General features: G+C 36.7%; 23 protein-coding genes and 1 pseudogene. 15 read left to right on the forward strand and 9 right to left on the reverse strand.

Features of this window, described 5'->3' with window-relative positions; genetic code table 11:
• The first annotated feature begins 65 nt into the window (after window positions 1-65).
• Window positions 66-3,608 carry a pyruvate:ferredoxin (flavodoxin) oxidoreductase gene (nifJ, locus tag ACYIAL_RS04225; RefSeq protein WP_483751066.1) on the forward strand — a complete coding sequence of 1,181 codons (3,543 nt, stop codon included), beginning with the start codon at window positions 66-68 and terminating at the stop codon, window positions 3,606-3,608.
• Window positions 3,609-3,872: 264 nt separating this feature from the next.
• On the forward strand, window positions 3,873-5,057 hold the full coding sequence (locus ACYIAL_RS04230; RefSeq protein WP_483751067.1) for a pyridoxal phosphate-dependent aminotransferase: 1,185 nt from the start codon (window positions 3,873-3,875) through the stop codon (window positions 5,055-5,057).
• 79 nt (window positions 5,058-5,136) lie between these two features.
• On the opposite strand, the gene ACYIAL_RS04235 is transcribed toward ACYIAL_RS04230, so the two are convergent.
• From ACYIAL_RS04235 to zapB, 4 genes are all read right to left on the reverse strand, one after another.
• Entirely contained in the window at window positions 5,137-5,670 is a 534-nt protein-coding gene (locus ACYIAL_RS04235; RefSeq protein WP_174796347.1) for a C40 family peptidase, read from the reverse strand.
• Entirely contained in the window at window positions 5,618-6,976 is a 1,359-nt protein-coding gene (locus tag ACYIAL_RS04240; protein WP_174796346.1) for a DUF3482 domain-containing protein, read from the reverse strand. Before ACYIAL_RS04240 ends, ACYIAL_RS04235 begins: the two co-directional genes overlap by 53 nt.
• Window position 6,977: 1 nt before the next feature.
• Window positions 6,978-8,285, reverse strand: a complete 1,308-nt coding sequence (locus ACYIAL_RS04245; RefSeq protein WP_483751068.1) for a DUF2868 domain-containing protein — start codon at window positions 8,283-8,285, stop codon at window positions 6,978-6,980.
• A gap of 78 nt (window positions 8,286-8,363) precedes the next feature.
• Window positions 8,364-8,609, reverse strand: coding sequence for a cell division protein ZapB (gene zapB / locus ACYIAL_RS04250; protein WP_160431283.1), 246 nt, complete (start codon window positions 8,607-8,609; stop codon window positions 8,364-8,366).
• A gap of 100 nt (window positions 8,610-8,709) precedes the next feature.
• On the opposite strand from zapB, the gene tpiA reads away from it, so the two are divergent.
• Window positions 8,710-9,474: a triose-phosphate isomerase gene (gene tpiA, locus ACYIAL_RS04255; RefSeq protein ID WP_483751069.1), complete on the forward strand. Its 765-nt coding sequence runs from the start codon at window positions 8,710-8,712 to the stop codon at window positions 9,472-9,474.
• A 53-nt stretch (window positions 9,475-9,527) separates the two neighbouring features.
• On the opposite strand, the gene ACYIAL_RS04260 is transcribed toward tpiA, so the two are convergent.
• A complete protein-coding gene (locus ACYIAL_RS04260) occupies window positions 9,528-9,764 on the reverse strand; it encodes a helix-turn-helix domain-containing protein (protein WP_065637466.1) in 237 nt (78 codons plus the stop codon).
• Window positions 9,765-9,915: 151 nt separating this feature from the next.
• Between ACYIAL_RS04260 and ACYIAL_RS04265 the strand changes: the two genes are divergently transcribed.
• The 8 genes from ACYIAL_RS04265 (at window position 9,916) to ACYIAL_RS04300 (ending at window position 18,463) form a co-directional block, all read left to right on the forward strand.
• Window positions 9,916-10,605: a LexA family transcriptional regulator gene (locus tag ACYIAL_RS04265; RefSeq protein ID WP_174796343.1), complete on the forward strand. Its 690-nt coding sequence runs from the start codon at window positions 9,916-9,918 to the stop codon at window positions 10,603-10,605.
• Between the two features lie 276 nt (window positions 10,606-10,881).
• On the forward strand, window positions 10,882-12,000 hold the full coding sequence (mnmA, locus tag ACYIAL_RS04270; protein WP_483751070.1) for a tRNA 2-thiouridine(34) synthase MnmA: 1,119 nt from the start codon (window positions 10,882-10,884) through the stop codon (window positions 11,998-12,000).
• Between the two features lies 1 nt (window position 12,001).
• Window positions 12,002-12,649 carry a high frequency lysogenization protein HflD gene (hflD, locus tag ACYIAL_RS04275; RefSeq protein ID WP_483751071.1) on the forward strand — a complete coding sequence of 216 codons (648 nt, stop codon included), beginning with the start codon at window positions 12,002-12,004 and terminating at the stop codon, window positions 12,647-12,649.
• Between the two features lie 47 nt (window positions 12,650-12,696).
• Window positions 12,697-14,073, forward strand: coding sequence for an adenylosuccinate lyase (gene purB, locus ACYIAL_RS04280; protein ID WP_483751072.1), 1,377 nt, complete (start codon window positions 12,697-12,699; stop codon window positions 14,071-14,073).
• A gap of 122 nt (window positions 14,074-14,195) precedes the next feature.
• On the forward strand, window positions 14,196-15,116 hold the full coding sequence (gene hemC / locus ACYIAL_RS04285; protein WP_483751073.1) for a hydroxymethylbilane synthase: 921 nt from the start codon (window positions 14,196-14,198) through the stop codon (window positions 15,114-15,116).
• Window positions 15,113-15,841 carry a uroporphyrinogen-III synthase gene (locus ACYIAL_RS04290; RefSeq protein ID WP_483751074.1) on the forward strand — a complete coding sequence of 243 codons (729 nt, stop codon included), beginning with the start codon at window positions 15,113-15,115 and terminating at the stop codon, window positions 15,839-15,841. The genes hemC and ACYIAL_RS04290 overlap by 4 nt, the downstream gene beginning before the upstream one ends.
• A gap of 242 nt (window positions 15,842-16,083) precedes the next feature.
• Entirely contained in the window at window positions 16,084-17,553 is a 1,470-nt protein-coding gene (locus tag ACYIAL_RS04295) for a uroporphyrinogen-III C-methyltransferase (protein ID WP_483751075.1), read from the forward strand.
• A 10-nt stretch (window positions 17,554-17,563) separates the two neighbouring features.
• Window positions 17,564-18,463, forward strand: coding sequence for a heme biosynthesis HemY N-terminal domain-containing protein (locus tag ACYIAL_RS04300; RefSeq protein WP_483751076.1), 900 nt, complete (start codon window positions 17,564-17,566; stop codon window positions 18,461-18,463).
• 79 nt (window positions 18,464-18,542) lie between these two features.
• On the opposite strand, the gene ACYIAL_RS04305 is transcribed toward ACYIAL_RS04300, so the two are convergent.
• Both ACYIAL_RS04305 and ACYIAL_RS04310 read right to left on the reverse strand, forming a co-directional pair.
• A complete protein-coding gene (locus ACYIAL_RS04305) occupies window positions 18,543-18,866 on the reverse strand; it encodes an AzlD domain-containing protein (RefSeq protein WP_174796335.1) in 324 nt (107 codons plus the stop codon).
• The gene (locus tag ACYIAL_RS04310) at window positions 18,863-19,558 is read right to left on the reverse strand and encodes an AzlC family ABC transporter permease (RefSeq protein ID WP_483751077.1); all 696 of its coding nucleotides are present in this window, start codon (window positions 19,556-19,558) and stop codon (window positions 18,863-18,865) included. The genes ACYIAL_RS04305 and ACYIAL_RS04310 overlap by 4 nt, the downstream gene beginning before the upstream one ends.
• A gap of 228 nt (window positions 19,559-19,786) precedes the next feature.
• On the opposite strand from ACYIAL_RS04310, the gene gmk reads away from it, so the two are divergent.
• A complete protein-coding gene (gmk, locus tag ACYIAL_RS04315; RefSeq protein WP_483751094.1) occupies window positions 19,787-20,419 on the forward strand; it encodes a guanylate kinase in 633 nt (210 codons plus the stop codon).
• 48 nt (window positions 20,420-20,467) lie between these two features.
• On the opposite strand, the pseudogene gloA reads toward gmk, so the two are convergent.
• Together gloA and ACYIAL_RS04325 are read right to left on the reverse strand one after the other, a co-directional pair.
• Window positions 20,468-20,875 (reverse strand): annotated as a pseudogene (gloA, locus tag ACYIAL_RS04320) (lactoylglutathione lyase).
• 227 nt (window positions 20,876-21,102) lie between these two features.
• A complete protein-coding gene (locus ACYIAL_RS04325; RefSeq protein ID WP_174796392.1) occupies window positions 21,103-21,603 on the reverse strand; it encodes an outer membrane lipoprotein in 501 nt (166 codons plus the stop codon).
• Between the two features lie 166 nt (window positions 21,604-21,769).
• Here ACYIAL_RS04325 and ACYIAL_RS04330 point away from each other — a divergent pair, with 166 nt between their 5' ends.
• The 3 genes from ACYIAL_RS04330 (at window position 21,770) to pgm (ending at window position 24,222) form a co-directional block, all read left to right on the forward strand.
• Entirely contained in the window at window positions 21,770-21,955 is a 186-nt protein-coding gene (locus tag ACYIAL_RS04330) for a hypothetical protein (RefSeq protein ID WP_174796331.1), read from the forward strand.
• A 22-nt stretch (window positions 21,956-21,977) separates the two neighbouring features.
• Entirely contained in the window at window positions 21,978-22,481 is a 504-nt protein-coding gene (locus ACYIAL_RS04335; RefSeq protein ID WP_174796330.1) for a replication initiation regulator SeqA, read from the forward strand.
• Window positions 22,482-22,584: 103 nt separating this feature from the next.
• The gene (gene pgm / locus ACYIAL_RS04340; protein ID WP_483747466.1) at window positions 22,585-24,222 is read left to right on the forward strand and encodes a phosphoglucomutase (alpha-D-glucose-1,6-bisphosphate-dependent); all 1,638 of its coding nucleotides are present in this window, start codon (window positions 22,585-22,587) and stop codon (window positions 24,220-24,222) included.
• Window positions 24,223-24,588 lie beyond the last annotated feature (366 nt).

Below are 24,588 nucleotides of genomic sequence, written 5' to 3' on the forward strand. Positions count from 1 at the left end.
GGTACAATAGCAGAAAATATTATAACAAAGTGATGTCGTAATACTTTAAAATAAAAGGTTTTTTAATGATCATATCAGACGCTAACAGCGCGGTGTCATCCGTCGCTTATCGTGCAAACGAAGTTATTGCTATTTACCCAATTACTCCAAGTTCAACAATGGCCGAACAGGCAGGGACGTGGGCTGAATTTAACAGGCCAAATGTATTTGGTGATACGCCAAGAGTGATTGAAATGCAGTCCGAAGCTGGTGCAATTGCGACTGTTCATGGTGCATTAATGACAGGTGGACTAGCAACTTCGTTTACTTCGTCACAAGGTTTACTTTTAATGATCCCATCGCTGTATAAAATAGCCGGTGAACTGACTCCTTTTGTTTTGCATGTTGCTGCTCGTACTGTTGCAACGCATGCCCTTTCAATTTTTGGTGATCATTCTGATGTTATGGCAGTTAGGCAAACGGGGTTTGCTATACTTTGTTCAAGTTCTGTGCAAGAGGCGCAGGATTTTGCCTTAATTTCGCAAATGGCCAGCTTTAATAGTCGCGTACCTTTTATTCACTTTTTTGATGGATTTAGAACGTCACACGAAGTTAATAAAATCTATCCAATTAGCGATGACCAAATCCGTAACTTATTACCACACGAAGCCATTAAAGCCTATCGCTCGCGTGCTTTAACACCTGATAACCCAGTAACACGCGGTACATCAGCTAATCCAGATACCTACTTTCAATGCCGTGAAGCAATAAATACCTATTATGATAATGTCTATCAACATGTTGTTGATGCTATGGACGCTTTTGCAATAGAAACTGGCAGAAAGTATCAACCTTTTGAATATTATGGTGCGAGTGATGCCGAGCGCATTATTGTGGTGATGGGATCGGGGGCAAGCACTACCAAAGAAGTGGTTGATGTATTACTTAAACAAAACGAAAGAGTCGGTGTGGTAACAGTTAGATTATTCCGCCCTTTTTCTGCCAATCATTTGCTAGAGATTATTCCAAGTACTGTGAATAAAATTGCTGTTCTTGATAGAACCAAAGAGCCAGGCGCTCAAGCCGAGCCACTTTATTTAGATATTATAACTGCATTTGCTGAAAGCTTATCGCGCGGCGAACGTACCAGCATGCCGATCATTGTAGGTGGGCGTTATGGGTTATCGTCTAAAGAGTTTGATCCTCGTTGTGTACTTGCCATTTTTACCGAACTGGTATTAGATAAACCTAAGCCACGATTTACCGTTGGTATTTATGATGATATAACTGGGCTCTCTTTACCGCTACCCGAACAATCTATTCCACAAAAATCCGCTCTTGAAGCCCTATTTTATGGACTTGGTAGTGATGGCACAGTGTCGGCAACCAAAAATAATATTAAAATTATCGGTGATAGTTCGCCTTTTTATGTACAAGGGTATTTTGTTTATGACTCTAAAAAAGCAGGTGGTTTGACTACTTCGCACTTACGAGTTAGCCTAGAGCCAATTGATTCCCCTTATTTAATTACCAGTGCCCATTTTATTGGCTGCCACCAAGACCAGTTTATCGATAAATATCAAATTGTTGATAAATTAAAAGACGATGGTATCTTTTTGCTTAACACGCCGTACAGCAAAGATGAAATTTGGCACCGCCTTCCTAAAGAAGTTCAAGTGCAATTAATTCAAAAACGAGCACATTTTTATATCATTAATGCAGCAAAAATCGCTCGTGAATGTAATTTGGGGGCAAGAATTAATACCGTTATGCAGGCGGCGTTTTTTCACCTAGCTGGAATTTTTAAAAATGATTTTAATATTACCCAATTAAAAGAAGTCATTGCAAAAAGTTATAGCAGTAAAGGACAAGATTTAGTTGAAAATAACTGGAAAGCACTTGATTTGGCTATTGCTTCGCTTGAGCAAATTCCACTTAGTTGTGTTGACCAAAGTAGTGCCATGATGCCTCCAATTGTGCCAGCTAACGCGCCTAATTTTGTTAAAACAGTCACTGCTGCTATGTTAGCTGGTTTGGGGGATAGCTTACCAGTATCAGCATTTCCACCCGATGGTACATGGCCAATAGGCACAACCAAATGGGAAAAACGTAACATTGCTGAAGAAATTCCTATTTGGCAACCCGAACTATGTACTCAGTGTAATCACTGTGCAGTTGCTTGCCCACATGCTGCCATTCGTGCAAAAGTTGTTGCGCCCGATGATATGGCTAATGCACCAGACTCATTAAGCTCGCTTGAAGTCAAAGCCCGTGATATGAAAGGTCAACGCTATGTGTTGCAAGTTGCACCAGAAGATTGTACAGGCTGTAATTTGTGTGTCGAAGTTTGCCCTGCTCGTGATCGCAATAATTTTGCAATTAAAGCAATTAACATGCAATCGCGTATCGACAACCTTGATACTCAGCGCACCAATTTTGACTACTTTATGGCATTGCCAGATCGCGATATTAATACGCTTGAACGCATTGATGTGCGTACATCGCAATTACTTACACCGCTATTTGAATATTCAGGTGCTTGTGCTGGTTGTGGTGAAACACCATATATTAAATTGTTAACACAACTTTATGGCGATCATTTAGCAATTGCGAATGCCACAGGCTGTTCATCAATTTATGGTGGTAATCTTCCATCGTCACCTTACACAACTGATCGAGATGGTCGTGGACCGGCTTGGGCAAATTCGTTATTTGAAGATAATGCTGAATTTGCTTTAGGGTATCGCATTACTTATGATCAACATAAAAAACGTGCATTGCGCTTACTTGATTCTGTTACTGGTGACATTTCGCCCGAGATTGTCATAGCATTAAAATCATCAGAGACATCTATCGCTGAAAAACGCCAACAAATCGAGTTATTACGTGAACAGCTTGCTCACCTAGACTCAGCTCAAGCACAAGAGTTGATCCAAGATGCAAACTACTTGGTTGATAAATCAGTTTGGGCTATTGGCGGTGATGGTTGGGCTTACGATATTGGATTTGGTGGGCTTGATCATGTCATGAGCTTAACTGATAACGTAAATGTATTGGTGCTAGACACCCAGTGTTATTCTAATACAGGAGGTCAACAATCAAAAGCCACCCCAATGGGCGCCGTATCAAAATTTGCTGATTTAGGCAAGCATAAAGCCCGTAAAGATCTTGGTGTGAGTGTAATGATGTACGGACATGTATATGTGGCACAAATTGCGTTAGGTTCGCAACTAAATCAAACGCTTAAAGCCTTACAAGAAGCTGAAGCATATGATGGACCATCGCTCATTATTGCTTATAGTCCTTGTGAAGAACATGGCTATGATCTTGCTAAATCACATGAGCAGATGAAAGATTTAGTTAAATCAGGATTCTGGCCTTTATATCGTTACGACCCACGCCGTATGGCAGAAGGCAAGCCAGCTTTGGTGTTAGATTCAAAAGCGCCAAACAGCGAGTCATTAACTGGTATATTATTAAAAGAACAGCGTTTCCGCCGTTTAGAAACACTTGAACCTGTAATTGCTAATACCTTGCATGAGCGTTCAACCAAAATGGTGGATTCTAAATATCAGTTTTTGCAGATGCTGGCAACCTTTTCAGATATCGAAACACCAGCGGATAGCTAACATTAATTACCCACAGTAATTGACAAAAACCTCCAAAGGACTGTTATTTATAACGGTCCTTTTTATACACTTTCTTGAGCAATAAAGCACCAATATTGTGCATATTCAAATCAACATGTACTGATAGCAACAACATCATCTGCTATTTTTCGCCATTGCTACCACATAAATCAAGCTCTCTATTGAACATTAAAAACTTGGTATTATTTTTGCTTAATTAATAATTGACCCAATAAGGATCAATTAAACATGAGGTGAATCATGATGTCTAACTTAAATATCAGTAGAAGAAAATTAATCACATTTTCAAGTGCAGCAATAGCCGGATTATCGGTTAATCAACTGCTAGCAAAAGCGTATGCACAAGAAGTACAAAAAACGATCTCATTCTCACTACCCATGGTGAATAAAGTTGTCACGCCAGATGCTACTAATCCTGTTCGACTTAACTTTAACGAAAATACACTAGGCATGTCACCAAGTGCTAAGCAAGCTGCCATTGATGCTGTTCCTAAAGCTAATAGATATGCAAAAGCTGAAATGCCACTATTAAATAAAGCATTGGCGCAACATCACCATGTTAATGAAAAGCAAATCCTTTTAACAGCGGGATCATCAGAAGGTATCCGTAGTACTATTTCTGCTTTTGTCAAACCTAATACGCAATTAGTTATACCAGAACTTACCTATGGTGATGGCGAGCATTTTGCTAAAATTTTTAATTTAAAAATAACCAAAGTTCCATGTTTATCCGATTGGAAAATTGATATCACAGGCTTAAAAAAAGCGGTTGAAGATTATCAAGGATTTTCTATTGTTTATCTTGTTAATCCCAACAATCCAACTTCGACTGTGTTTGGCATTAATGAGATCGAATCATGGATATCAAGTAAACCTAAAAACACAATTTTTATTTTCGACGAAGCATATGCTGAATTTGTTAATGATCCTACTTTTGAATCAGCAGACAAATTTATTACACAAGGATATGAAAATATTGTATTACTTAAAACATTTTCTAAAATTCATGCTATGGCTGGCTTACGTGTAGGCTACGTTGTAAGTACTGATGAAAACATTAAAAATATAGCACAGTATGTAGCAGGTGAAAAACTCAACTATTGTGGTGTTTGTGCTGCGTTAGCATCGATAAATGATACTCAATATTTGACCTACTCCAAAAAAGTGGTTGATGTGTCACGCGAGATTATGGAAAAAGTATTGTCAGAGTTGGGACTACATTATCTTAAATCAGAAACTAATTTTATGTTTCATAAAGTACCTATCAAGTTAAATGATTATCGTGAATTAATGAAACATAAATTTATATTAGTCGGTCGAGATTTTCCCCCTGCGAACAATTGGTGTCGTATATCACTCGGCACACCGGGCGAAATGCTTTATGTCGCAAATGTAATGCGTGAATTAAGAGATAAAGCGATGATTTAAATCATAAACTAATAATTAAAGCGCTCTAAATCGATTAAATTAAGAACGCTTTAATTTAAATACTAGATAAATCTCAATGTTAGCTACCAGTTAAACGGCGTGTCATCCAGTAATGTTTCTTCCAGTAGCTTTCATTTAAGTTAGAATAGGTAACCCCTTTCGACGTTGAAGCATGCAAAAATTTACCATCCGCATAGTAAATACCTACATGTAAACCACTACGGCTACGACCGGTTTTAAAGAACACCAAATCGCCTGCTTTAGGCTTCTTCACCTTGACACCTAATTTAGCTTGCTCTGCAGCACTTCTCGGTAAAGTTTTTGAAAGTTTATTTTTGAAAAAGTTCATTACCAAAGCAGAACAGTCACTACCCGCTAAAGTTGTACCTCCATAACGATATGGCGTATTTTGCCATTTTTTATAGTGAGATTCTATTTTAGCTAACATAGTTGGGCTAGGTTTACTGCTCTTAACAGCAACTTGACCTTGGCTAGTACTACAACCAAATAACATAAGGATAGAAAAGATCAACGTAGTTATTAAAAAAAGTTGCTGTAAATTAATGCAATTGCTCAGCAACGTCCCTAATAGTCGATTGTCTTTTTTTGTCATTTCTTTTTATTCCTTTATTTAAAGTCGACCAATGCGAATAACGTCTTGCTACCTTTAAGCTTTTAGGTAATATTCCCTTTTCCCATTCACTTTTATCTAATTTAGATAATTTAACAGGACTCATGTCCGCATGGCTGCGATGATTTAGACTTTCTTTTAGGCGAATTAATCGCAAAGAAAGAAAACAAATAATAACATCATCAACACTTAATTTACTATAACCAGAAAGCTGATACCGCATTCTAGCACCATAATGTTTTGCAGTTTGCATTAAACTACCCACAGCTGCGCCAATTAACGCAGCCGAGCCTAGCGAAATTCCTCCGGTTGCTAAGTCAATACTTGCACCTATCGTTGCGCCAGACACAAAGCCTTTAGTCAAATGGATACCCATCGTTTTTAATGCATCAACATTAAAAAGGTCAGCATTATAACGGCCTTTGATTAAAGGCAAATTTTCTTCACTCTCTTGAGTTGAATCGAATTGATACAACTTTAGTAATTCGTTGATCGCTATTTGTTCTCGCTTTCTGACTTTATTTTGCATATCAGTAATTGCTTGATTGTCATTTAATTTAGCCATTTCGTAAAAGGCCGTGACATCAACAAGAGTTTCAGCAATAATTTGATTTGCGGTTTGATTGCGAGATTCGCGAATTTGTGCGATTTTATCTAGCCAATTATCTAATATTTCTTTAGCTGGCTCAACCAGTAAAGCAAGGCTATGATATAAACGCTCCTCACCATCTAGGGGAGGAAATATAGCATCGAAGCGTATGATAGCATGAATCCCAATGCGTGACAGTAACTTTTTCCATTCCTTTTCATTCTGATCACTATCAGAGATAAAATTTAAAACGGCTAATATGGGTTTATCACTATTGGCTAAAATAGCTAATTCATCGTGATACTTGGCCAATACTGGCTCGCGTGCATCAATGACATAAATGGCTGCATCGCTATTTAACAATTGCCTGATAACTTTAGCTTCTTGATTAAATACGTTTTCGGATTCTGGACTTTGTAAAAAATATGTTAATTTATCAATACCATCAAGTTTTGAATTAGCGGGAACAAGTTGGTTAATATAATCATAAAGCGCTAAACTGTCTTCTAACCCCGGGGTATCATAAAAAACAATCGATTTATTATGTTCAAGTGGCAATGTTATTGATTCAACATGTCTTGTAGTACCGGGGCTATCAGACACATGACCAAAATGACTGTTACGAATCAAAGTACGAAGTAACGACGTTTTGCCAACATTAGCATGACCCACCACTGCTAATTTTAACGTTGATAACATATTAAAGGTCCTCGCTTAGCCAATCAGGTTGAGCTAACTGAAAAGATAGCAATTGCCAATTATGATACTGTTTGCCTTGATTAATAAACCAAATACGAGTTTGCTGTGATTTATTAATCAACTGATGAATAAAATTCAATAATCCCCGATCGGGCGATCTATCGGTATCAATCGCTATTAACAGTTTTTTGGCTGGTGTCAATTGTAAATAATCTAAAATCTTACTACGCTGCTCACGAGTATTTAAAAAACCTAAAAATGAAACAGATTCTGGATAATGCCAACTTTCTTGCACATCTATGGCAACCAAAAATGCACCCTCGCCGTTTTCAATTGAATGTATTGGTAAATACCATTGATTGCTGGTACTACCAAATTTATCTGCATCCTCAATCTTAACAAACAGTGGCTGTAATTGATTTGCTAATATCTGATAATCAGGGTGTGCAGTATTTAGCGTAATTTGGCGGCAACTAACCAACCAATTAACACCACAAAATACCATACATAAAAATCGTACCACCAAGCCATAGACAATAAACACGCCAAGCAACCAAACAGCCCATGATGAACGTACTTCACCAGCGCTTAGCGCATGTTCGCTTAGCTTTATGACTTCGTCCTTAGGAATTTCAAAACCAAATAATGACGGTAAGTAACCTAAATAGTGAGTTAAAGCAATCACAGTATCAGAACTAAGCAGCGTTGTTTGCCATTCAAAGCTATAATGCTTGGTTGAAAATAGCACAACTAACACCAATAACGAACTGCTTAAGATCACAGTCCAAAACAGATTAAGCACAAAACCGATAAACCAACGAATGCGCGATCCAAACAGCTCAACAAACGCAGGTATAAGTTGCTGGACTGTCTTTTTTTGAGAGAGTTTTTTAGCTAACCATAACCAACAATGAATCAATAAACTGCCACCAAAATTAGCAAAAAATAAGAACGAACCAAACCAAATAGATAATGTAATAAAATGCACACCTAATAAGCTAAAAAGTGCCCAATACAAATTGATTGGATTTTGGCTTAACGCCCCCAATGCTAAAGAGCTCCCCAAAAACACCGATAATAACAACAATAGCACAAAAGAGAATTTAACAGATCGCAGCAGTACTTTTTGCGCCGAATATAGCCCATTTTGTTTAGACAACATGGTTGCTCGCATCACAATTCGATCTGTAAGCGATATTTGTTCTGCTCTTACTTGTCGGTTAATGTCTTGATCGGCAAATCGTCCAGACTCAGTTTCAATTAAATGGATGGTTTCGGTCAGCCAGAGTGATTTTAGCTTTTGTCGCATTAGATTTAATCTTCGCCATTATGATGAATATAATATAAAAGAAACGCGACCTAAGTCGCGTTAAAAAAATCGAATCAATTACTGTGTTATTTCACCAATCTTGCTTAGTAAAGTTTGAATACGTTGTTGCCATACTTGCTGATCTTGTTTTAGTTTTTCGTTTTCGTCGCGTAACACTTTCATTTCATCAGAACTATCATTAATTAGTTGCTCCAACTCTTGATTACCTTGCTTTAAAGTAGCAATCTCTTGTTGTAATGTAGTGATAGTATTAATTGTATGTTGGATTCGACTTTCTAATTGATTTAATATTTCTAATGACATATTTTTCCTCAAGCTCAATTTATTTGATGTATAATAGATAGTATTATAACCAATTCATTCTGAAATCAACACCTTTTTAAATCTTAAGTTGGAGAAAATTATGCGAAAACCTCTCGTTATGGGTAACTGGAAACTCAATGGTAGTATTGAAATGGCAAAAAACTTAGTGGCAGAGCTAAAAAATGAGCTATCAACCAATACTCAATGCGATGTAGCCATCGCCCCACCAGTTGTTTATTTAGACTTTGTCAAACATCAATTAGATAAGTCTAATATTATTTTAGGTGCACAAGATGTAGGAGTTAACTTATCGGGTGCTTTTACTGGTGAAGTATCAGTCAATATGCTCAAAGAAGTTGGCGTAACTCACATTATCATTGGTCATTCTGAACGTCGCACTTATCACAAAGAATCTGATGAATTTATTGCTAAAAAGTTTGGTGTAATTAAACAGGCGGATTTAGTGCCTGTATTATGTATTGGTGAAACCGAAGCCGAAAACGAAGCAGGTCAAACACAAGCAGTTTGCGCACGTCAAATTGATGCAGTTATTAAAGCGCTTGGCGTTCAAGCATTTAACGGTGCTATTATTGCTTATGAACCAGTTTGGGCTATTGGAACTGGTAAATCTGCAACCCCAGCACAGGCGCAAACAGTCCACAAATTTATTCGCGATCATATTGCCAAACAAGATGCAAAGGTAGCACAACAAGTGATCATTCAATATGGTGGTTCTGTTAATGATAAAAATGCAGCCGAACTATTTACTCAGCCAGATATTGATGGCGCATTAGTTGGTGGAGCATCATTAAAAGCCGATGCTTTTGCCGCAATCGTTAAAGCTGCTGAACAAGCTAAAAAATAAATCACAAACATAACCAATAATAAAAAGACGCTTATTAGCGTCTTTTCATTTTCCTAGTTAATTTCAATTTTAGCTTTTGGCTGATAGCGTGATGGCCAAATTTTCTCAGCAGGAACTTGCAAATAATCAGAAATTATTCGCTCATACTTAGGGCAATGTCGATACAATGCGTTTCTCAACGTATCCGCCTGCAAGCCGCTGGCTCTCGATAATGCCCTTAAATTTCCGCCTCTGATTTTAATTTCACCTACGACTCTAGATGGAGTCCAGTCTTGATCTTGTTCTCTCATTATGAGATCCTCTATTAGTTAAACTCTTGCTATTGTAAAGATTATCGGTATTACAATACTTAAAATATAAGAAATCACTAGCAAAGGATATCACATAAAAAAACGAATTAAAATAACAAAAGCAAAAAGAATACAAGTAACGGAATAAAAAATGACTAAAAACAATGTAAAAAAACAAGATGAATTTGAAAAAACGCGCATATTAACCGAGACAGGGGTAATTCATTTTAGGGATAGATTAAACTTAGTATTAGAAGGTGCATCAGGAAATGCTTTCGCCAAAAAAGTCGGTATGTCAGAAGCGGTAATACGTGATTACTTATCTGGCAAAACCTATCCGGCCTTAAATAGACTGGCCATTATTGCCCAAAAATGTGATGTACCTATTGAGTGGTTAGTGACAGGCAAAGGAGAATGCCGCTTATTATCTGAATCTGGAGGCCGGAATTCAGTTTATATTCCATTTCATCAATTGAACGAAACAAGTAAATCTTATTCCCAAATAGAATCCATTCCGTTCGAAATTACCTTAATAAAACATCTGGGTTGCAATCACGAAGACTTAACTGCGGTTTGGGCAAAAGGCGACAGCATGGAACCCACGATATCAAATCATGATATCCTAATTATCAATAAAGCCCATCACAAACCGATTGATGGCTATTTGTATGCTGTTGAATATGAAGATCAAATCTGTATTAAACGAATTCAAAATCAAGGTGTTAATTTGGTATTACTTTGTGATAATCCTAAGTACCCAGCTATTATTGGTGAGAAGAATGAATCACAAAACTTTAAAATTATTGGACTTGTTATTTATCTTTTAAAAGATCTTAACTAAGCCCCATTTCACCTTTAATAATAACAGCTTTATCAGTTTTGACTGATAAAGCTGTTTTAACTTGCGAAAATTCGTTTTTTTACACGAAAATCAAAACTAAAAAAATGTAAAAAAGTTTCAGGAAACTATGCGTTTTAGTATAAATTTAATGTAAAGTTAATTTAAATAAAAAATCAATACAGCGATCGCTATCCGCATAACTTTATGCTTTTTTCCGTAGTTATGCTAAAATTAGCTCCAAATTTTTTATTAATTTTACCTATTAATACAATCATTATGCCAAATATAAAAACTCAAAAAAAAGTCGTTGTCGGTATGTCTGGTGGCGTGGATTCTTCTGTCTCGGCTTATTTATTACAACAACAAGGATATGAAGTTGTTGGATTATTTATGAAAAATTGGGAAGAAGACGACACAGAAGAATATTGTTCAGCCGCTATAGACTTAGCGGATGCGCAAGCAGTGTGTGATAAATTGAATATTAAATTACATACTATAAATTTTGCAGCTGAATATTGGGATAATGTATTTGAACATTTTCTATCTGAATATAAAGCAGGTCGAACGCCAAACCCTGATATTTTATGTAATAAAGAAATTAAATTTAAAGCTTTTTTAGAATATGCAGCAGAAGATCTTGCAGCTGACTTTATTGCCACAGGGCATTATGTCCGTAAACGTCAAATAGGCGACAAGGTTGAATTATTACGTGGCATCGATACTAACAAAGATCAGAGTTACTTTCTTTATACCTTAAGTGAAGCACAAGTGAGTCAAAGCTTGTTTCCAGTAGGTGAACTCGAAAAACCAGAGGTGCGTAGAATTGCACAACAGCTTGGCTTAGCTACCGCAGCTAAAAAAGACTCAACGGGCATCTGTTTTATTGGTGAGCGCAAATTTAGTGACTTTTTAGCGCGATATTTACCAGCGCAATCAGGTAATATTCGCACTGTTGATGGCAAAGTCATCGGTCAACATCAAGGTCTGATGTATCACACATTAGGGCAACGTAAAGGGCTAGGTATTGGTGGCTTAAAACAAGCCGATGACACACCATGGTACGTAGTTGACAAAGATCTTACCAATAACGAACTGATTGTGGCACAAGGTCATGATCATCCCGCGCTATTTTCTGATGGATTGATTGCTCAGCAACTCCATTGGGTGGACCGTAAAGTAGTGACCAAACCATTTAGTTGTACCGTAAAAACGCGCTATCGCCAACAAGATATCGCTTGCCAAGTTATCCCATTAGGCGATGACAAAATCAAAGTTATGTTTGATAATTCTGTTACAGCTGTTACACCTGGCCAATCTGCTGTCTTTTATAAGGATGAAGTCTGCCTTGGTGGTGGTATTATAGAAGAAAGAATTAAAAGCAATAAGGAGTACTAAAGTGAATAATAAATATCATCATATTGCTATCGCTCTTGCTGGTGTTGCACAAAGTGCCATATTAGTGCCCCAACTTGCTAACACAGGCGCTTGCAATACCATGCTTTATGAACAAACAATAAAAAGTGTATTTAAAACCTCGCCAACAACAACGGCCGATGTTTATGATGGTATTGAAAATATCAAAACAGGATTACAAACGCTAATACAACTATTATCGTCTGGTCAAAAAGAACAAATGCAAATAATTCGTTACCTGTTTGGCACGCTTAGTATTACAAGCAAATTATTAAAAAATAATGACGCATTAGATAAGATAGACCAGCGATTAAAACGCATCGCAGGACTTTATTCAGAGATGAATGATGAAACTGTCAGCGCTCATGTTAATGATCTGTCTTACTCATTAGCGGGAATTTATTCAGATATTATCAGCCCAATATCAACGAAAATCAAAGTTATTGGCAAAGTTGAATTTTTACAAAACTCGACAGTACAAGCTGAAGTAAGAACGGCACTTTTGGGGTGTGTTCGATCGGCCATTTTATGGTATCAAGTTGGCGGTAGTCGCTTTCAGTTTATTTTTTGCCGTAAACGTATTTGTAATGCTGCACAGCAACTATTAGACCAAATTAATCGCGCAAATTAATTTACACTTTATAATTGATATTTCAAAATAGCAACGGAGTTAAACCGATGGAATTATCTGCACTTACTGCACTTACTGCCCTTTCACCAATTGATGGACGTTATGGCGACAAAACAACAGAGTTACGCTCTATTTTTAGCGAATATGGTTTATTAAAATACCGCGTCCAGGTCGAGGTTTGTTGGTTACAAAAGTTAGCCTCACAAGCAGATATTTTAGAAGTTCCAGCGTTAAGTCAATCAGCTATCAATCATCTTAATCAAATTGTAGATCAATTTAATGAGCAAGATGCAAATCGCATTAAAGAAATTGAAAGAACTACGAATCACGATGTCAAAGCAGTGGAATATTTTTTAAAAGAAAAAGTTAGCACAAATAAAGAATTACACATCATTAATGAATTTATCCATTTTGCCTGCACATCAGAAGACATTAACAACTTATCTTATGCGTTAATGCTAAAAACAGCCAGAGATACCGTTTTACTGCCCTATTGGAATAAACTGATTGACAAAATCACCTCACAAGCCAAAGCCTATCGCGATTTACCGCTGCTTTCAAGAACACATGGTCAACCTGCTACGCCATCAACTATTGGTAAAGAGTTTGCCAATGTCGCTTATCGCCTAAAACGCCAATTAAAGCAACTACAATCGGTTGAGATACTGGGTAAAATTAATGGCGCAACTGGAAATTACAACGCGCATATGGTGGCTTATCCACAAGTAAATTGGCATCAACTGAGTGAGGAGTTTGTCAGTTCATTAGGGTTAAAATGGAATCCTTATACCACACAAATTGAACCCCATGATTATATTGCCGAATTTTTTGATTGTGTGGCGCGATTTAATACCATTGTTATCGATTTTGATCGAGATATCTGGGGATATATTTCATTAAATCACTTTAAACAAAAAACTGTTGCTGGTGAAATCGGATCTTCAACCATGCCACACAAAGTTAACCCAATTGATTTTGAAAATTCTGAAGGCAACTTAGGGATTGCCAATGCAATCATGAATCATTTAGGCAGCAAATTACCGATTTCCCGCTGGCAACGCGATTTGACCGACTCTACTGTATTACGAAATCTAGGCGTTGGTATGGGTTATGCCATTATTGCTTATCAATCAACCTTAAAAGGATTAAACAAGCTTGAAGTCAACGAAGCCTATTTACTTGAAGAACTTGATCGCAACTGGGAAGTATTAGCCGAACCAATCCAAACCGTCATGCGCCGTTACAGTATTGAAAAGCCATACGAAAAATTGAAAGAATTAACACGTGGCAAACGTGTTGATGCAGAGGGAATGAAACAATTTATTGATTCATTAGATTTACCAGAAGACGAAAAATCACGATTAAAGCAATTAACGCCAGCTAACTATATTGGTTATGCAACCCATTTTGTTGATAAACTATAATACTGACTTAAATCTCATAGTTAGCCTGAACTTGATTAAAGCTAATCTTTCAGGCGACGATGATAAGCACATTTATCCAACTCAATAAAAGTGCATTATTTGTATAAAATAGGAAAATATAATTGAAGATCCGCATTGCAACTCGAAAAAGCCCCTTAGCATTATGGCAAGCTAATTTTGTTAAACAAAACCTATTACTGGCACACAAAAATTTAACTGTAGAACTAATACCGATAGTTACACAAGGCGATGTATTACTTGATAGCCCACTATCAAAAATTGGTGGAAAAGGTCTTTTTGTTAAACAACTAGAACAAGCCATATTAAATAGTGAAGCGGATATTGCGGTCCACTCAATAAAAGATATTCCAGCAGAGTTTCCTGAAGGGCTAACACTCGCGACAATTTGCAAGCGAGATGATGTACGTGATGCATTTATTTCAAACAAGTATTCAAATCTAGATGAACTACCAAATGGAGCGGTAATTGGCACATCAAGTTTACGACGTCAATGTCAGTTACGAGCAAAATACCCCCATTTACAAATTAAAGATCTTCGAGGCAATGTTGGTACTCGCTTAGCTAAGCTTGATAATAACGAATATGATGCCATCATTTTAGCCTCAGTTGGTTTAAAACGTCTAGCATTAGAAGACAGAATCAAACAGTATATTGAGACCAGCTTAATTTTACCGGCTGTCGGACAAGGTGCAATTGGTATCGAAACTCGAACAGATGACAAACAAATATTAAATATTCTTTCAGTGCTTGATGACAAAAATAGCCGAGTTTGTATCCAAGCAGAAAGAGCAATGAATAAAACATTACAGGGCGGTTGCCAAGTGCCTATTGCTTGTTATAGCCAATTAAATAATGATATCTTATCATTACAAGGTCTTGTTGGGCGCATTGATGGTTCTAAAATAATCAAAGCCGCATTAACAGGTGATATATCAGAGGCCGAAAAGTTAGGGCAAGAACTAGCAAAACGCTTATTAGAACAAGGTGCAAAAGCAATATTACAGGAATTGAATGGCGGATGATTTATGTCACTAGGCCCTCTCCTGAGGGTGAAAAGCTTACCCAACTATTTAATCAAACAAACCTGTCAGCACAACATCTGCCATTATTTAATATTTCTCAAGGTGATGATCTGCTCAATTTACAAGAGCAACTGAATCAACTTTTACCCAACGACATTGTCATCGTTGTTTCACCACAAGTAACACATGTTATTAACACTTACCTTTCCAATCTAATATTACCAGCTAGCCTGCGTTATTATGCGATAGGTAAAAAGTCAGCACAATTATTTAACCAATTTACCACTGCTAAAGTCGATTATCCTAATATAGAAAATAGCGAAGGATTATTAGCTGAACTCCAACAAGAATCTGTACAACACCACACTATTTTGATTTTATGCGGTAATTCAGGTCGTAAATTACTCACGCAAAAACTAACTAGTCGAGCAGCCAAGGTTAAATCAATAACCTGTTACCGCCGTAACCCCATCCACTACTCACTAAATATATTATCCAGCAATGTTGAAAAGCAAATCATCATTATTACTAGCCTAGAACACTTAATCCAACTTGAATTATATAGCAATCTTGAACATAAAACACAGGCTAGTCTTGTTGTAACCAGTCAACGAATCTTTGCAAAAGCCAAACAACTCAAATGGCAAAAAATTCTACTGGTCAATAGCGCAAATAATCAAAAACTTTTTGAGGCTGTAACGGTAAACTACGGTATAACCGAATAATTTAAATGGGTTCGGAAAGTAAATTATTGGTCAGTATTGAAAGAAAATGATGTTCAAGGCTAAGCATATGATAGAAATTAAAAACTGATGGGTGAATTTACTTAAATTGATAGTAATAACCTACCTAAGAGTAGTCTATGATACTTGCTTATTAAGACAATCATTAAAATTTATTTAAAACAATATTAACTCTATGTCATAATGCCTATATAAATTTCAAATAAATCTAAATGAGGTCATTTATGCCACCAAGATATTATGGTGCTAATGCAACACTGTCAACAATAAGCACAACTTCATTTAGTCAACCAGTAGCCATTCAAAATGAAGCGAATAAGACTATGAAAGAAGACACAAAAAATCAAGAAAATACACAATCTAGTCCAGCAGTGGAATCTAAAGCTCGTCCACAAGCCAATAATAGCAACCACGCCGATAATACAAGCAAAGCGCCTGTTTCAAAACTCTCTATTATAGCTATAGCATTAACCGCTTGTTTAGGTGGCTTTGGTTTTTATTATGGTCACAAGCAAGTTGAGGCACAAAAAAAGACCATCTCAACTTTGCAAACTGAACTGGCCAATTTAAAACAGACAACTAAGCAAAGTATAACAACCGATTTACAAAATAGCATTACCGACGCTGTTAATAAACAAAATCAGCAATTCAATTTGTTAGAACAACGCGTTGATCGTGAGCTTAGTGATCAGCAAAAAATACAACAACAGTTAAGTAATCAAATAAATGATACTTCAAAACTTACCGAACAAAGTCTACAAAGCATTAACGAACGTTTATCTGCCATGTCAACGACTGATCACCATGTCTGGCTAATTTCACAAGCAAATTATTTAGTACATTTAGCAGGCCGAAAAATTTGGAATGACCAAGATTACACATCAGCTCGATTACTTCTAAAAAGTGCCGACGAAAGCCTAGCCCAAGCTGATGACCCGAGCCTATTACCAGCACGACAAGCCATTAGTAAAGATATCAATTCGCTTGCTCAAGTAAGTTTTATTGATACTGATGGCATTATTATGAAACTCATTGGTTTATCTGAATCGCTTACCGAATTACCTTTAGTGGGTAATTATAAAGATATCGATCTTGGCATGACCTTATATAACGAAGATACTACAAGTACACAAACCAATGACGCTCAAACAGAAAAGGCAGATGCAGGTAGCAATCAGCAAACCCGAGCGCACAATGCAACTGATAAGTTTAATAATGATGTATCATCATCAGTCAATAATTGGTCGAGTAATTTATTAACTAGTGCCAAAACCTTTGTGGATAAATTTATTACCATTGAAAAGCTTGACGATAAAGATAACAACTTTAAAGCGTGCTTAGAACAAGCGGAAAAAGATGAAAAACAAATTGCCAAATGCCAAATATTAAAAGCGCCATTGAGTTTAGAACAGTCACTTTATTTACGCGAAAACATTCGCTTCCGACTACTGATTGCCGCACAAGCAGTGCCAAGACATCAAGATCTCATTTATCAACGTGCGCTTAATGATGCTGCAATTTGGGGGAATGCTTATTTTGATGGAAATGCACCAAGCGTTAAAGCCTTCATTGATGAGCTTGATAATTTGCAAAATCAACCCATCAGCAATCAAAACGTACCAGACAACCTAACTAGCATTGGCGAGCTTGAAAAACTAATGCAAACCCGTGTTCGTTCGACGTTGACAAAATAGGAGAATAATAATGATAAAAATACTAATTATTTTCTTAGTGTTAGTGGGCGGATTCTTTTTGGGACCATTATTGCAAGGACACCAAGGCTCAGCGATATTTGAATTTGCTAGGTATCGTGTCAGTATGTCATTTTATTCATTTATCATTCTCGAATTAATTGGCCTGCTGTGTCTTTATTTAATTTATTGTTTTTTTAACAAAATATTTAACTCCAAAACGGCATTAGGCAATTGGTTACGCTTAAAGTCACCTCAAAAATCGATAAAACGCATAGAACAAGCGCAAATGTTATTGCTAGAGGGTGATTACCAACAAGCGGCTAAACTCTTTCTCAAAAGTGCTAAAGGGGCAAAAAATACCACCTTATCATATTTGCTTGCCGCACAAACCCAAATCGATAATAATGAATTCATTAAGGCCAATCAATCACTTGAACAAGCCGCTAGAAATTGTCAACCTAAAGCGTTATTTGCCTTCCAATTAGTACAAATTCGATTGCAACTAAAAAACCGTGAATACACTGCTGCTCGAATAACGTTAGATCAGTTACTAAACGAAAAACCTCGTCATGTTGAAGTACTTAAATTGGCAAATCAACTTTATTATGAAATAAGTGACTACCAAGCAATTATTGACCTATTGCCTGCAATGTACAAAGCTAAAGTGTATAGCGAATCCCAATTAGATCAGTTTAAACAAACAGCTTATATTGGTCGAATCGAGCAATTAGCGACTAATAGTGATGTACAAACACTCGTAAAATGGTGGAATTCACAACCAAGGGCTATTTTGAATAATATTACTTATCAAAAAGCAATGGCCAACTATCTTCAACAACTGGGACAAGATAGTGAAGCTAAAAAGCTATCAAAATCGATTAGCAAACTTGAGGCAAAAGAAAGAACATAAACAGGGCATTTGCCCTGTTTTTGCTCCTGCTCAACATAACAATTTGCCAAAACAACATTAAAAATCAGTTATTGCTCAATCAAACCATAAAATAACGAATTAACGCCATAAAGGACACACCAGCAACTACAATGCACATCAAGTTCTTAGTTAAAAAGGCAACAACTGCGGTTGGAATTGTTGCTAAACAGTATTCCACATTAAAATCTGGAAACTGCCCTTGTTTTGCCACAAATAGGTTTTGTACAAATAGCGCAGTTAAAATACATAAAGGCACGTACGACAAAAAACGAATGATAATATCAGGTAACTGAAACTTTCGAACTAACATAAATGGCATGACTCTTGGCAACCATGTTACGAGTCCACAACCTAAAATGATAAATAAACTATAAATTGTCATGTATCACGCTCCATTGCTATTCCCATAAAGCAACCACAAAAAGTGCTGATTAAAATTGCCATTTCAGGTGATACAAAGCGCATTAACAAAATCAACATAACAGCAACGGTTAACATGGCTAAAAGTCGGTTTTTAAGACTTTTGCTTTTATCACCAATCAATTGTAAATAAAGCAAACCAACAAACATAGCCACTAAAGCATAATCTAAGCCAAATTGAGTTGGGTCTGGTAACCACTCACCAATTAAAGCACCCAGCAAACAAGATACAATCCAAGTAAGATAAGCACTTAAATTAAGCCCATGCATCCAAGCAGCATTAACAGGCACTTTATTGGTAATTGCATTCATTGCCACAGCAAAACTTTCGTCAGTCAATAAGCTACCAATACCAATATTATTGAATAAAGAGAATTTTCGAAAAGCTGGGGCAGTTGCCATACTCATTAAAAAATGACGTGAATTAACTAAAAAAACTGTAAAAATAACAGCTGAAATGGGTGTCGCCACCATCATTAATCCAGCAATAATAAATTGTGCAGCACCCGCATAAACAATGACGGCTAATAATGTCACTTCTAATACCGATAGATGAGCTGATTTACCCACCACACCGGCGGCGATACCGATACCAATATAGCCAAGTAAAGTTGGAACACAGGCATAAACACCATCTTTAAAAGTCAAAGACATAAGAATTCCTTGGTGATACAATATTCTATAAATTAACATTGTTTATATTGCAAATATGTAATAAAGCGTACTGTTCGAGTCTATTATTTACTAAAACTTATGCACTAAATTAAATAACTTAACTCACAATAAACAACAATATATTACCAAATTTTGCTATAATATCGCTTGACTAATATCAATGACAACAAAAATAACTTCATAGCAATTAACGTGGCAAACATATCTATGTATACAGGAACTCTATTTATCATCTCTGCGCCAAGTGGTGCAGGTAAATCAAGTCTTATTCGAGCTTACTTATCCCAAAAAAACCATCATCAAGCCAAAGTGTCCATTTCGCATACTACGCGCAATCCTCGCCCTGGCGAAGCGCATGGCGAACATTATTATTTTGTAGATCACAAAAACTTTGAATCCTTAATTGAACAGCAGGCATTTGTCGAATATGCTAACGTATTTGACCACTATTACGGCACATCAAAAGCCGAAATCGAACAAAGCCTATTGCAAGGGATTAATGTCTTTTTAGATATTGATTGGCAAGGAGCACAGCAAGTACGCAAAAAAATGCCTCAAGCAAAAAGCATATTTATCTTACCACCTTCGCTAAAAGAACTTGAAAATCGCCTAGTTAAACGCGGTCAAGATGACAGTAGTGTGATTGCCAAACGGATGCAAAAAGCACAAGCCGAAATTTCGCACTATAACGAATATGACTATGTCATTATTAATGACGATTTTGATACCTCATTACACGCTTTGAGTGTGATAATTACCGCTGCCAGCCTAGAACAACCAAAACAAACTATCATCAATAAGCAATTATTAGCAGATTTGTTAGGGAATAATTTTAATTAAGGTGCAAAATAATCGCCGAGTGCTCGGCGATATTATGAATAGGATAACTTAATGACCTAATGCTTTATCGGCCTGATCGTTTTGAATCAACTCTAGCTTATATCCATCAGGATCTTCAACAAAAGCGATAATGGTTTTCCCCCCTTTTACTGGTCCTGCTTCACGTGTTACTTTGCCTCCAGCTTGTTTTACGTCATTGCACATTTTTGCAACATCATCAACACCAATAGCGATATGCCCAAATGCTGAACCATGATCGTATTTGTCAGTACCCTAATTGTAAGTTAACTCGATAACTGAGCTGGTTGTTTCATCCCCATATCCCACAAAGGCTAATGAATATTTGTATTGCGTGTTTTCGCTAGTTCTTAACACTCGCATTCCCATTACACGAGTATAAAAATCAATTGAACGCTGAAGATCGCCAACTCGGATCATAGTATGTAATATACGCATTGATTTATTGTCCCTTATAACGATTAAGAATTTATTTAAGTTTATACGTTAGTATTCAGACAGGCAAATTTTTGTTGAATATTGAGTGATTATGGACAAAATGCAAACAACAATGACAATTGAATCAAGTTAGTTGATAGGTGAGGTATTTCGCTCACCATCAAGATGAGCGAAAGTGACTGTTAGCTAAGGACAATATGCCCACAGCTTAAGATAAAAATTAACTATTATTTTTTTGGACTGCTATTATAACGTGGTGATGCGCTAATTTGCTTACCGTTAGTCACTAAACGAACATGTTGCCCAGCGTAGAACTCGTTAACCGAACCCTTTTGGACAATAACTATATTTGAACCATTTTCTTGCTTGATTTCTAACTCAACACCACTAGCTTGGCTAGCTTTATTTTGAATTGCATCCCCTAAAATTGCACCACCAATAGCACCAGTAGCAGCAGCTAATACTCGTCCTGAACCATCGCCAATAGTATTACCTAAAACGCCACCTAACACAGCACCACCTATACTACCTGCTATATTTTCGCTCTTACCATTTGACGCATTAGCTTGAATTTTAACCTGGCGTACTGAAACAACTGTACCATAACTCACTTGTTGAACTTGTTTTGCTTGATCTGCAGTATAAACATCGCCGGAGTAAAGATCACTATTGCTACATCCAGATAAAATTGCAGCTAAAATAGTTAATGTGACGATTTTTTTCATAATTGATTCCTCATATAATATTCATATAAATTTGTTATACATGGTTTAGAATAATATTGTTTTATAAAAACAACAATATCATTTTCATTATTTTATCAATAGCCAATACAATTTATACTTAAGTTGAGTTATACTCAGCGCAATATTTTATCAAGCATACACTGGATATATGAAACGGTTATTTTTTCAATTAATATTATCGGTTATGATAACTGCCTGCCATGATGCTAATCAATCGCCTAAAAAAAACGATAGTGCTGTCTTTGAACAGCCATCGAATGATTGTTTAGATAACAAACCGGCTAATGGTACACATTTTGACAAGATTCCGGCTTTAAAATGTCCCGTAAAATAATCTAATAGGCATATGTAACATAATGAAAACTATCGAAATCGACGAAGAACTATACCAATTTATTGCAGGCCAAACCAAACACATTGGCGAAGATGCATCAAGTATATTACGACGTTTATTGAACATAAACCAACCTACGTTGGCAAAACAACATACTATCGCACAAAAGGAAAATCATTATCCTCTTTTTAATGACTTATTAACTAGCGACACATTCACAAGCGAAAAATCGATAATAAGTCGCTTTATATTATTACTTAGTGCACTGTATAACTATAACCCTGCACTTTTTGCTATTGCTGCCACATCATTACATGGTAGTAAGCGACAATATTTAGCCAAAGATAAACAATTACTCGAAAAATCGGGCAAAAACACTAAACCCCGCGAAATCATTGGCACACCTTATTGGGTGATTAGCAATACTAATACGGCCAGAAAGCTGTATATTATTGAATCAATAATGAGTGATATGGGAATATCTGAAACTATGATACACCAAGTCACCAACGCTTTTTTACCTTAACAGAATACTGAAAAGCAAATATAAAGCTAAAAACGCGATATGAGCTCAAGCAATTCACGTAGTTAGCTATTATAAAATCTTATTTTATGAAAAGGAGTAAAAAATGGCCCAGCAAAGCCGCGCAGGATTGTTAGCTCAACCATCGGATCTTATTAACGTTGAAACATTACGAAATGACTATTACCAAATCCAACCTGATACAGATGATGCTAGCCAATTAGTTATTTTTGGTACATCTGGTCATCGCGGCAGTGCTAACAAAGGTACATTTAATGAAGTACATATATTAGCCATTGCCCAAGCCATTGCCGAATACCGCAAAGCCAACGCCATCACAGGCCCATGTTTTATTGGTCAAGATACCCATGCCTTGTCAGAACTCGCATTAAAATCAGTACTTGAAGTGTTTGCTGCTAACCAACAAACGGTGGTTATAGCGCGTGATTGGGGCTATACGCCAACGCCTGTCATTTCACATGCTATTTTAACCTATAATGAAGGTAAACAATCGCAACTGGCAGACGGCATTGTCATTACCCCATCGCATAATCCACCTGAAGATGGTGGCATAAAATATAATCCAATCAATGGCGGACCTGCGGATACCGACATCACCAAACAAATAGAAAACCGTGCTAACGAACTACTAAAAAACAAACTCAATGGCGTAAAACGTATTACCTTAGATAAAGCTATAAATTCAAATTATATCCACACCAAAGAATACGAAACCGACTATATTAATGACCTTGAAAATATTTTAGATCTATCGCTTATCAAATCATCATCACTTAAAATTGGCGTTGATCCACTTGGTGGTGCAGGCATTACTTATTGGCCACGAATTGCTGAAAAATATGGTATTAACCTCAATATTGTCAATAATAAAATCGATCCAACCTTTAGCTTTATGCATTTAGATCATGACGAGGTCATTCGCATGGACTGCTCAAGTCGTTGGGCTATGGCAGGGTTATTAACATTAAAAGACCAATTTGACCTAGCCTTTGGCAATGACACCGACTTTGACCGTCACGGCATTGTGACGCCTAAAGGGTTAATGAATCCAAATGCCTACCTTTCAACCTGTGTTAATTACTTGTTCCAAAACCGCCCACAATGGCATAAAAATATCGCCATTGGTAAAACACTTGTCACAAGCTCAATGATTGACCGTGTGGCAAATAGCTTAAACAAACAGTACTTAGAATACCCAGTTGGTTTTAAATGGTATGCTGATGGACTTTATCAAGGCAAACTCGGCTTTGCAGGCGAAGAAAGCGCAGGCGCATCGTTTTTAAGATCCAATGGCAAAGTTTGGACAACAGATAAAGACGGTATTATTTTATGCCTACTTGCTGCCGAAATGACCGCGAAACTAGGTAAAAACCCACAAGAACAGTATCAAGAACTCGAAGCTAAATTTGGTGTTTCTTATTACGGACGAATCCAAGCACCCGCATCGTTTAGTGAAAAACAAAAACTAGCCAAACTAGATGCCAGCCAATTAACTACCGACAAGCTCGCAGGCGAAAACATCGCCCAATGCCTAACCACCGCACCAGCAAATAATGCACCAATTGGAGGGCTAAAAGTGATCACTGAAAACGGCTGGTTTGCCGCTCGCCCTTCAGGCACAGAAGATGCCTATAAAATTTATGCAGAAAGCTTTATAAGCAACCAGCATTTAAATACACTACAGCAAGAAGCACAAGAAATTGTAGCTAAAGTAATTAAATAATCGCAAAATAGCAGCCGTATGGTTGCTATTTTTTTATTAAAGTTGGTTAAATTGGTTTTTGGATATTTTATCTATTAGATGAAATAAATAACATTAGTGTCAAATTCTGGGTTGGAAATTTGCGAAATCCCTCAACTCCCTTACTAAACAGCCTTGCTTAATGTGCTAATCTTGCTTTATTGTTGATACATCCCGACGCAAAAATAAAACAACCATATTCGCACCTTTCGGTATTGTAAAAATTATTGTATTTTTGTATAAAAACCATTCAGGTATAGCTTTGATTTTATTTAAGCTTTAATTCAATGTTTCTTAATAAAATCAACATACTACGGAACATTTTTGGGGGATTTATATTTTGATTAA

It is taken from the genome of Gilliamella sp. X-57 (assembly GCF_057063565.1).